General features: G+C 30.2%; 11 protein-coding genes. All 11 read right to left on the bottom strand.

All coding sequences use genetic code 11. From position 1 onward, the window contains the following. The coding region (locus NEH74_RS03595; RefSeq protein ID WP_262941094.1) for a hypothetical protein at window positions 1–276 on the bottom strand (276 nt) is incomplete at its 3' end. A gap of 6 nt (window positions 277–282) precedes the next feature. After that, a complete protein-coding gene (locus NEH74_RS03600) occupies window positions 283–2,580 on the bottom strand; it encodes a VirB4-like conjugal transfer ATPase, CD1110 family (protein ID WP_262941095.1) in 2,298 nt (765 codons plus the stop codon). 4 nt (window positions 2,581–2,584) lie between these two features. Further along, complete coding sequence (locus NEH74_RS03605) at window positions 2,585–3,088, bottom strand: PrgI family protein (RefSeq protein WP_155062381.1); 504 nt, start codon at window positions 3,086–3,088, stop codon at window positions 2,585–2,587. A gap of 17 nt (window positions 3,089–3,105) precedes the next feature. Further along, window positions 3,106–3,912 (bottom strand): VirB6/TrbL-like conjugal transfer protein, CD1112 family, encoded by an 807-nt coding sequence (locus NEH74_RS03610; protein WP_155062382.1) that lies wholly within the window; start codon window positions 3,910–3,912, stop codon window positions 3,106–3,108. Window positions 3,913–3,963: 51 nt separating this feature from the next. Next, complete coding sequence (locus NEH74_RS03615) at window positions 3,964–4,176, bottom strand: hypothetical protein (protein WP_155062383.1); 213 nt, start codon at window positions 4,174–4,176, stop codon at window positions 3,964–3,966. A 26-nt stretch (window positions 4,177–4,202) separates the two neighbouring features. Then, a complete protein-coding gene (locus NEH74_RS03620; protein WP_155062384.1) occupies window positions 4,203–5,942 on the bottom strand; it encodes a VirD4-like conjugal transfer protein, CD1115 family in 1,740 nt (579 codons plus the stop codon). Then, the gene (locus NEH74_RS03625) at window positions 5,939–6,379 is read right to left on the bottom strand and encodes a PcfB family protein (protein ID WP_155062385.1); all 441 of its coding nucleotides are present in this window, start codon (window positions 6,377–6,379) and stop codon (window positions 5,939–5,941) included. The genes NEH74_RS03620 and NEH74_RS03625 overlap by 4 nt, the downstream gene beginning before the upstream one ends. Before the next feature lie 185 nt (window positions 6,380–6,564). After that, window positions 6,565–6,861, bottom strand: a complete 297-nt coding sequence (locus NEH74_RS03630) for a hypothetical protein (protein ID WP_155224827.1) — start codon at window positions 6,859–6,861, stop codon at window positions 6,565–6,567. Beyond that, complete coding sequence (locus NEH74_RS03635) at window positions 6,862–6,990, bottom strand: hypothetical protein (RefSeq protein ID WP_262941096.1); 129 nt, start codon at window positions 6,988–6,990, stop codon at window positions 6,862–6,864. A gap of 13 nt (window positions 6,991–7,003) precedes the next feature. Continuing rightward, window positions 7,004–7,240: a hypothetical protein gene (locus NEH74_RS03640; RefSeq protein ID WP_155062386.1), complete on the bottom strand. Its 237-nt coding sequence runs from the start codon at window positions 7,238–7,240 to the stop codon at window positions 7,004–7,006. 186 nt (window positions 7,241–7,426) lie between these two features. Continuing rightward, window positions 7,427–10,175: SpaA isopeptide-forming pilin-related protein (locus NEH74_RS03645; RefSeq protein WP_262941097.1), on the bottom strand; the 2,749-nt coding region annotated here is incomplete at its 5' end.

Here is a 10,175-nt window from a genome sequence, read left to right on the forward strand (position 1 = left end):
CTTAACTCCATATTTATTATCAACTAATATTTTTTCTTCGGTGTTAAAGTTATTATATCTTCTTTGTACTCTCGAAACTTGATTTAGTTTACTTTGTGTCAAAAAGATATTTTTATCTCTCAAAGAGATTACATGAAAATCTTGTTTTGATATATTAACTTCACTTTTAAATTGTTTTAATTTGGAGGTCTTAATTTTAATTGTAAATTCTTCTCTATTACGCTCGATAATAGGTGATTTTGATTGGTGATCTTTAAATTTTAATTTTTGATTCACTCATTATCACTCCTGAACAACTTCTTCAATCTTAGTTGTCATCACTCGATATAATTCTGTATTTTTAGGAAAATCATCAATAAATGGAATAATATTTCCGCCGGCTCTTAATAATCCATGACCATGATCTACGTTTGTAACGTATGATAATTGTTGAGGACTTAAATTTAATAACTCTGCTAATTTTTCACGATCACTAGACGCTTGATTCAATAAGATTGTAAATTCACTATTTGATAACATATTTCGTGCAACATCAGACAATAATAAATCTTCTACGTTCTGTGTAATTCCTGTCGGAATTGCCCCCCACTTTCTAGCACGTTTATATAACTCAAATAAATAATTTGCTGAATAATCATTTTGGAATAAGATATAAATTTCATCAATATATATCCATGTTCGTCTACCAATGGCACGATTCTTTGTAATACGATTCCAAATTTGATCTAAGACTATTAACATTCCCATAGTTTTTAATTGTTTTCCCAAATCTTTAATATCAAATACAATAAAACGATTATCTAAATTAATATTTGTTTGATTAGAAAATACAGATAAACTACCATCAACAAAAATTTCCATTGATAACGCTAATTGTTTTGCTTCTGCTTCCGGTTGTTCAGTTAAAATTTTATAGAAATCTTTTAAAGTTGGAACTTCATGCTTGTTAGGATTAGCGAAATACTTGGCATAGGTCAATTTAACTGCTCGGTCAATTAAACCTTTCTCGGTTGCCGATAATCCCTCTCTGCCACCAATAAGAACTTCAAATAAAGATAAAATAAATTCTGACTTTAATAATAATGGATTATCTTCATCTGAATAGTCCAATGTAATATCAAATGGATTAATATAATTTTTTGAACCGGCTGATATATGAACAACTTCACCTTTCATTAAATTAGCAATAGGTGTATATTCACGCTCCGGATCAATAGCAATTACATCATCTTCTGTTGTTAATAAAGTCTTAACAATTTCTTCTTTTGCAGTAAATGATTTCCCCGATCCTGGTGTTCCTAAAATAAATCCATTTGCATTTTTTAATGTTTTTCTATCAAAGAAAATTAAGTTTCTACTAATTGCATTTAATCCGTAATAACTTCCATGCTCTTGAAAAAGTTCTTGCGTAGTGAATGGAATAAAAATTCCTGTACTTGACGTAGTTAAAGTACGCTTTAACTCTAATAAATTCACTCCAACTGGTAAAACTGAATTTAAAGCATTATCTTGTAGATAAGATAAGTTAATTAATTTACAACTATGTCTATTAGCAACTGTTCTGATTTGTAATAATAACTGTTCTAATTCATCAAATGTAGGTGCTGATAAATTAATTAAAATTGTAACTTTTAACATCTTTTGATTTTTTTCTCTTAAATCTTCTAATAAATTTGTTGCTTCTGTAATTGAATATTTTAATTCATATGGAATCATGTCCGGATCATAGCCATTTTTAAGAGCTTTTTTCTGTTCAGTTACTTTTTGTTGTTCCATTAAAACTAATTTATTCTTAACAATAGCGAGTGCTTTATCTTTTTCTACACTTGTCATATGTAAGCTAACTGTAATATGACCGGATAAATCCGTTAAATCAGTGATTAATCTATCTGATAGGTCTGTTGGTAATTCTATAATTCCAATAGTTTGATTATAGTAATTATCAATTTCAACATAATTCTTATCACTAAAGTTTAAACTGTGTGGAGCAATAAAATCTTTAGTAGTTAAATTACTTTCTAATAGATAATCATATGAAAATGTAAATTTCTCTGTTGGTTTTAAAATACGTTGAATTAATTCTAATCTTTCTAATCCATTTAGTGGGTATACTTCACAACCTAAGGATTTTAACCTTCCCATAATATCAACTTCAAGTCTTGAAAACTGCATAACTGCACTTTCGTAGCTATCTGATTGTGTCGTTAAAGTAATATATTTCTCACGAATAATACTATTTTGACCTTTCATAGCCTTATCTGCTAACATCATATTAAACTCTGTTCGATAAGCATTATATTGATCCTCTCTTAATGGAATTAACATTCCATTTTTAAAATCTTCCGGATCAATATGACGATTAAATACTGTCATCTGAATTTGAATTTCCGAATCAAAAGAATTTAAAAATTCGCAGTAACGAGAGAAAACGTCAATTTGTTCATCACGACAGGCCGTTTGATAATTAATATCTGAAAACTTAAAAGTACGAGAATAACTTCCATTACCTAAATAACAAATTCCATCTTCAATCATACGCTCATAACAAATAGATGATTGAGTGTTTTTTGCTTTCGACATTAATTTATTTTGTTTGTTTATGTTTTGATTTTGCTTTTCTATATTCTTTTTTCGCACGTCTAATCTGTTTCCTTGATTCTTTGATGTGGAATTTTTGGTCTTTAGTGCTTGATTTCCATTCTCTACATTCTTTGAAATTGGTTTTAGTATGTTTCTTAACATTTTTCTTCACCCCTTGTTCTATTTCAAAATCTTTCAAAATTTTATTTAAGTCTGTACTAAAATATCTTTTTTTCTTTGAAAAATAAAATCTAATAATATTTAAGGCATATTTCTCAAACGATAACCCATCTTTCTTTACGAATCCAACTAACCAAATTGGAACAATGATTAGCATAGCGATTGGTTGTCCTACCTTTTCACCTAATAGTTTAGTAACATTAGGATAGATAATTAACATAGTACCAATAGCAACAAATGAAGCTAATATTTGCCTACCAGTTAATCCAAAGATAATCTTTCCCTCATATTCCGTAATTTCTTTAGGAATTTTGACTTCAAGTGACATATACGCTCACCTCCCCATTACATAGCATTACAGATTGATTTAGCAAGCCTTGATGTTCCTCCAAGTGCAAAAGCAACAATAACTGAATAAAACATACATTGCCAAAGAGTATCCGATATATCATTACCACCTATATGTCCTATCAACATTGTTAAGAAATTTAATAATAAGAAAATTAATACACCTTGTAATGCGACAGCAGTATATCCTTTAAGGAAATTCTTTCCAATTTGTCCAAATTCATCACTAGGTAATGTTGAGATTGGTATTGGGCAAATTGCTAAATAAAGATAAAGTTCTAACATCCTAACAGTAATCATAACTTTGATATACAACATAGCTAATGAATTAATTACCCAAATAATAAATATCTGCATAGATATTCCAATTTGACCTAAAAAGCCAACGTCCTTTAAACTTTGTTTAAAGGAATCTAAATCAACCGATCCAAACGTCTGATTTGCTCCCAAAGAAATATCACTTATAACTGCTAAATTTATATCAAAAATTTTTACTAATATATCAAATGAATTCTGTAATAATACTGAACAAATCATAAATTTAATAATCAGTTTAGATGGAACTTCTAGCCCCATTAAACCATTCATATTACTTCTTTGTGTAATATTAATAAATTCTAGTGCTACAAATAAAGCCATGATTGCTAAACCAATAGGAAATGTAATGGTTGAACATATTGTTTTTACCCCTTGAAAAATAGAAGAATTATACTGTTGCAATCCTTGTGACAATGATCCGTCAATCCCTAGACTATTAATGCTATCTAAAATTTGTTGAATCCATTCGATAATAGTATTTTCCATATTATCACCTCATTTTTTAATTAAAAAAAAGCTACTATATAGTAGCTTTTTTTATGAGATCATGCTTGGTAACATAAATCCAACTGCACAAATAACTGCTCCACCAACTAATGTCCAAATTCCAGAGTTAGTATCACCACTGTTTTGATTTTTTAATCCTTGAATTAATTGAATTAATCCAAAAGAGGCATAAAGACCTCCACCCCACTGTAATCCTGTCACCACTAAGTTAAGTAATTGTAATACCATATTCGCACCTTGCATTTTAAAATCCTCCTAATATCAATTTTTTATTCAATTTCAAGTACATTTTTCGTTTTATTAATCCATTCAATATTTGATTGACTTTTCTTTATATCTTCAAAACTGTAATAATTTTTCTCGTCATAATCAGCTAATTCCTTATAACGTTTATGACTTTCTAATTTAAACTTTTTAGATTTGAAAGGTTTTACACCTCGAATAAATAATAAACATTCATCAGTTTTTAGTAATCCGACCTCTTCCGGAGTAATTAAATCTCGTCCTGTTTTATTATGATTAACAGTCGTACTTCCACTATTTCCTTTACTCTGATTTATTGTTACAAAATCAATCGTTGCCTTTCCAACTTTAGACGATATACTTTTTTGTGTTTCTTCTTCTCCACTTCCTAAAAATAAAAACGTATCACAGTTTCCTACAATAGTTCCGGCTTGTTCCTTATAAATTCCTTTTAATTGGGCCATATTTTGAAGAATAACACAAGCTGATATTTCACGACTTCGGATTGTAGCAATCAATTTTTCAAAGTTAGGAATTTGACCGATATTCGCAAATTCATCCAATAAACATCTAACATGAACTGGTAATCTTCCCTTATATTTATCATCAGCTAGATTACATAGAAGATTGAACATTTGAGTATACATAATAGCAACTAAGAAATTAAATGTTGTGTCTGTATCATCAATGATAATAAACATAGCAGTTTTTTTCTCACCGATTGTATGTAAATCCATTTCATCATAAGACGTGATTTCACGCAAAACATTAATATCAAACGGTGCTAACCTTGCCCCAACTGATATTAAAATACTTTTTGCAGTCTTTCCGGCGGCTAACTTGTATTTTTTATACTGTCTAACTGCAAAATGATTAGGCTCTTTGACTTCTAAATCTTCAAATAAAATATCAACTGCACACTTAAATTCTTCATCATCTTCTCGAACTTCCATTTCATCTATCAAATCAATCAAAGTTGCAAAATTATGTTCTTCCTCCGGACATTCGTAAAATATATAACCAATTAAAGCCTGATATAATAATCTTTCTGCCTTAACCCAAAAATCTTCTTTACCTTTTTCATCACCATTAGTATTTAAAATCAATGTATTCACAAATTTTAAAATATCTTTTTCCTCTCGAATATAAGCAAAAGGATTATAGTGCATAGATTTTGAAAAATTAATTGTGTTAAAAACTTTAATATCATATCCGGCTTGTTCCATCATTTTTCCACATTCTAATAAAACTGTACCTTTAGGATCAGTGATTACGAAACTAGAATGTAGTTGCATAAGATTTGGTTTTAAAAAGAAACGTGTTTTACCACTTCCAGAACCACCAACAACTAATATATTATTATTTCTTAACGTTTTACGTGTATTGATAGATATTCCCTCTGTTGCAGTAAGAATCATATGATTGTCTTTTGATTTTTCAGTAAATGGCTTTATATCTTCATTAGTGGCCCAACTCGCAGAACCATGTTCTATCCCTTTCATATGAGTTTTTTTATTTAATTGATTACTAGAATAAATAGCAATACACAGTAAAATTACTATGGCACTCACTATTAAGGGAATTTGATCTAAACTAATAAAAAATGGTCTGCTAGAAATATCACTCAATAAATTTTCCAGTGCAAAATTTAAGTTAGAAATTGGGTTCGGATTTAACTGATAATCTTTACAGAGTAAAAAAAATAAACGATTACTTAAAAAACCTGTTAAAATTGAAATAATTGAAATACCTAGATATTTTGTCATCTTGATAATTCCTGTTTTTTAGTTTTTATTTTTTGCTGATTTTTTTGTAGTTTTCTTTCTTGCAACTGTTCTTTTATTGTTCCTTTTTCTAACTGCTCCATAGCCTTATTAATATGTTTTTGTAAACCATATTGAATTTGGTTAACATCTTTTGCTTTAAAATAGACATAATGCTGATTATCCTCACTTGGACTTTTGACAACAGAAAAGTCAACACCTAATTTTTTAAGCTGACGTTGTAACCCTTTTATATCTTGATTGGCTACCTCAATAAAATCTAATGTAATATCTTTTTTATTTAATGATTTTAAAGATTGTTTTCCGTTATTTAAACTTTCTAATACGTTTTTTAATACCATTAATAAGGCTTTTTTACTCAAATCAGAAGAACTTAAAGCACACCGGACTACTTTCCCTGTCACTTCATCTACAAGCATATAAACACCTCATTTCGACATTTTAATTTGCTTTCTAATGATAAAATAACATTGTTGCAATGTTTTACTCTGTATACTCTTAAAGAAAAAGACTACCTAAGATTAGGTAGTCTTTTTTAATTATCCAATGGAATCACCCCCTTTCAAGGCATAAAAAAACAACTATTTGCTAGTTGTTTTTTGAATTAAAAAAATGATATTGCCATAGCTATGGAAAAATCCATACCTAAGCAAAATATAACTTTAATAATATTCGATAATTTAAGATCAATATATCCATACCATATTTTCAAATTACAATAACCGTATAAAACTACTAAACTAATAAGCCTTATTAAAAACAGTAAGCAAATACTTCCATTAATAAATACATTATTTGAATCACTTATTACTGATAAAGAAACAAGAACCATAGCACTATTAATTGATAATCCTAAAAAACTGCCATAGTTATATTTTAAATACTCAAAAAAATCTTTCAATTAAACTTCTTCTCCAATCTCATATGATTCCTCAAACCTTTTTTCAGCCTTTGATCCACCAATGACAGCCATAATTGGTACTACTCCTAAAATAAATAAAATAAATCCTCCTAATAACCAACCCAACATTATAAATCACTCCTTATAATTTTAATTTAACTAATTTACGATTGATATATATAATTAAATCAATCATAAATTCATATTCGCTTTTCCAAACTTCTTTTGATGATAATAATAGCATTAAAATTGATTTTTCGACTAATTGAACCGCTTTTGTCCTTACTCTCAAATCATCTTTCATACCACTTAGTAAGCATATTGAAATTTGCCTACTTTTTAATAATTGATTTTTTAATACTCTTAAATCATTTATCATTAATTAATTCCTCCTTATCTTTACAGTGCTATTCATGATAGGTTAGACAGACAAGAATCGAAAGTTTATAGGGATAAATTATTTTAAGGAGAACATATGAAAAATTAACTTATCTCGTCTGCCTAACCTATCATTCCAACGGATCAATGTCCGTTGGAAAAATAGGCATAAAAAAAACAACTAAGCTTAGTTGTTACGTTTACGTTTTTTAGTTGCTACTGCTGATCCTACGATTACTAATGCAAGTCCACCAATCATTAACGTATTTTGATCAAATCCTGTTTGTGGCACTTCAACAATCGCTTTATCAAGCATTGTTACAATTAACTCTCCGTTATCATCTGTTACAGTAAATTGAATATCATCTGCTAGCTGATAACCTTTTGGTGCTTGAACTTCGTGTAAAGTATATGTTCCATGTGCTAATCCCTCAATAACATACGCTTTTCCATCTGTAATAAACTCACGAACAACTTCACCTTTATCATTAATAATTTGTAAATGAGCACCAGTTAATAATTTACCATTTTCATCTACTTTTTCAATGATTGTTTTTGTTAATTCGTCCGTAACCTCTAATATAGTCACTCCATTATCATCAGTTACCGTAAATTCAATGTCTAAAATCTTTTGGAATCCGTTAGGAGCAGTAATTTCACGTAAGATGTAATCTCCATGCTCTAACCCCTCTACTACCTTTGTTTCATCAGTTGTTGTCCATTCTTCGACTACTTCACCAGTAGCTTTATTGATGATTTGCATTGTTGCTCCAAATAGTTTATTTCCATCTGAATCAAATTTATCAATTTCTACTCGTGTCAATTCATCCGTAACTTCTAATACTGTAACTTTATTTTCATCAGTTATCGTAAATTCAATATCTAAAACTTTTTGGAATCCGTTAGGAGCAGTAATTTCACGTAAGATGTAATCTCCATGCTCTAACCCCTCTACTACCTTTGTTTCATCAGTTGTTGTCCATTCTTCGACTACTTCACCAGTAGCTTTATTGATAATTTGCATTGTTGCTCCAAATAGTTTATTTCCATCTGAATCAAATTTATCAATTTCTACTCGTGTTTGTAAATCTTGTCCTTGCACTTTAACAGTTTGAGGTTGATCGTCAACATAAAATGCTACATCTTCCATTAATTTATAACCACTTGGTGCTGATACTTCGTGTAAGATATATTCTCCATGCTCTAATCCTACAAGTTCATGTGATACATCTGTCGATACCCACTCATCCACTAATGTTCCATCTGCTTTAAGCACTTGTAACGTTGCTCCTTGTAAAGCAACATCTAATTCATCTACTTTTAAGATTTCAATGTGAGTTTGTAAATCTTGTCCAATAATTGAAATTGGACTTGGATTATCTGTTACTGTGAACGGAATATCTTCCATCAAAACATAACCACTTGGTGCTGATACTTCGTGTAAGATATACTCTCCATGTGCTAATCCTACGATCTCATGTGCTTTATCTGTTGAAATCCATTCTTCAACTAACACTCCATCTTTCGTTAAGACTTGTAATGTCGCTCCGACTAATGGATCACCATTTTCATCTACTTTTAAAATACCAACACTTGTCAATAAATCTTGTCCTTGAATTTTTAAAATTTCTTGCTTATCTGTTACTGTGAACGGAATATCTTCCATCAAAACATAACCACTTGGTGCTGACACCTCATGGAAAATATATTCTCCATGTGCTAATCCTACGATTTCATGTGCTTTATCTGTTGAAATCCATTCTTCAACTAACACTCCATCTTTCGTTAAGACTTGTAATGTCGCTCCGACTAATGGATCATTATTTTCATCTACTTTTAATAATTCTGTAACTGTTTGTAAATCTTTACCTTTTACTTTTAAAATTTCTTGCTTATCCGTTACTGTAAATGGAACGTCTGACATTAACATATAACCACTTGGTGCTGACACCTCATGGAAAATATACTCTCCATGTGCTAATCCTACGATCTCGTGTGCTTTATCTGTCGATACCCACTCATCCACTAATGTTCCATCTGCTTTAAGCACTTGTAACGTTGCTCCCACTAATGGATCATTATTTTCATCTACTTTTAATAATTCTGTAACTGTTTGTAAATCTTTACCTTTTACTTTTAAAATTTCTTGCTTATCCGTTACTGTAAATGGAACGTCTGACATTAACATATAGCCACTTGGGGCTGACACCTCATGGAAAATATACTCTCCATGTGCTAAGCCTACGATCTCATGTGCTTTATCTGTCGATACCCACTCATCCACTAATGTTCCATCTGCTTTAAGCACTTGTAACGTTGCTCCCACTAATGGATCATTATTTTCATCTACTTTTAATAATTCTGTCACTGTCTGTAAATCTCGTCCTTGTACCATTAAAGTTCTAGGCATATCCGTTACTGTAAATGGAACATCCGACATTAACATATAGCCACTTGGGGCTGACACCTCATGGAAAATATATTCTCCATGTGCTAAGCCTACGATCTCATGTGCTTTATCCGTTGAAATCCATTCTTCAACTAGCTTTCCATCTTTCGTTAAGACTTGTAACATTGCTCCGACTAATGGATTGCCTTTTTCATCTACTTTTAATAATGATGTTACTGTCTGCAAGTCTTGTCCTTGTACTTTTAAGACCACTGGTTCATCTGTTACCACAAATGGAACGTCTGTCATTAATGTGTAACCACTTGGGGCTGACACCTCATGGAAGATATATTCTCCATGTGCTAAGCCTGTCACAATATGAGCAGTATCTTTTGAAATCCATTCCTCTACAACTTTTCCATCTTTCGTTAAGATTTGTAATGTCGCTCCCACTAATGGATTGCCTTTTTTTTTTTTTTTTTTTTTTTTTTTTTTTTTTTTTTTTTTTGTTGTTTTTTTTTTTTTTTTTTTTTTTTTGTTTTTTTTT

Source organism: Turicibacter sp. GALT-G1 (genome assembly GCF_025594995.1).
Taxonomy (GTDB): Bacteria; Bacillota_I; Bacilli_A; order MOL361; family Turicibacteraceae; genus Turicibacter; species Turicibacter bilis.

What these genes read in the sequence shown, in the direction of transcription:
- NEH74_RS03615 (WP_155062383.1), bottom strand. Translation starts at nt 4,176, where the DNA reads ATGCAAGGTGCGAATATGGTATTACAATTACTTAACTTAGTGGTGACA.
- NEH74_RS03600 (WP_262941095.1), bottom strand. Translation starts at nt 2,580, where the DNA reads ATGTCGAAAGCAAAAAACACTCAATCATCTATTTGTTATGAGCGTATG.
- NEH74_RS03620 (WP_155062384.1), bottom strand. Translation starts at nt 5,942, where the DNA reads ATGACAAAATATCTAGGTATTTCAATTATTTCAATTTTAACAGGTTTT.
- NEH74_RS03640 (WP_155062386.1), bottom strand. Translation starts at nt 7,240, where the DNA reads ATGATAAATGATTTAAGAGTATTAAAAAATCAATTATTAAAAAGTAGG.
- NEH74_RS03625 (WP_155062385.1), bottom strand. Translation starts at nt 6,379, where the DNA reads ATGCTTGTAGATGAAGTGACAGGGAAAGTAGTCCGGTGTGCTTTAAGT.
- NEH74_RS03605 (WP_155062381.1), bottom strand. Translation starts at nt 3,088, where the DNA reads ATGTCACTTGAAGTCAAAATTCCTAAAGAAATTACGGAATATGAGGGA.
- NEH74_RS03610 (WP_155062382.1), bottom strand. Translation starts at nt 3,912, where the DNA reads ATGGAAAATACTATTATCGAATGGATTCAACAAATTTTAGATAGCATT.
- NEH74_RS03635 (WP_262941096.1), bottom strand. Translation starts at nt 6,990, where the DNA reads ATGTTGGGTTGGTTATTAGGAGGATTTATTTTATTTATTTTAGGAGTA.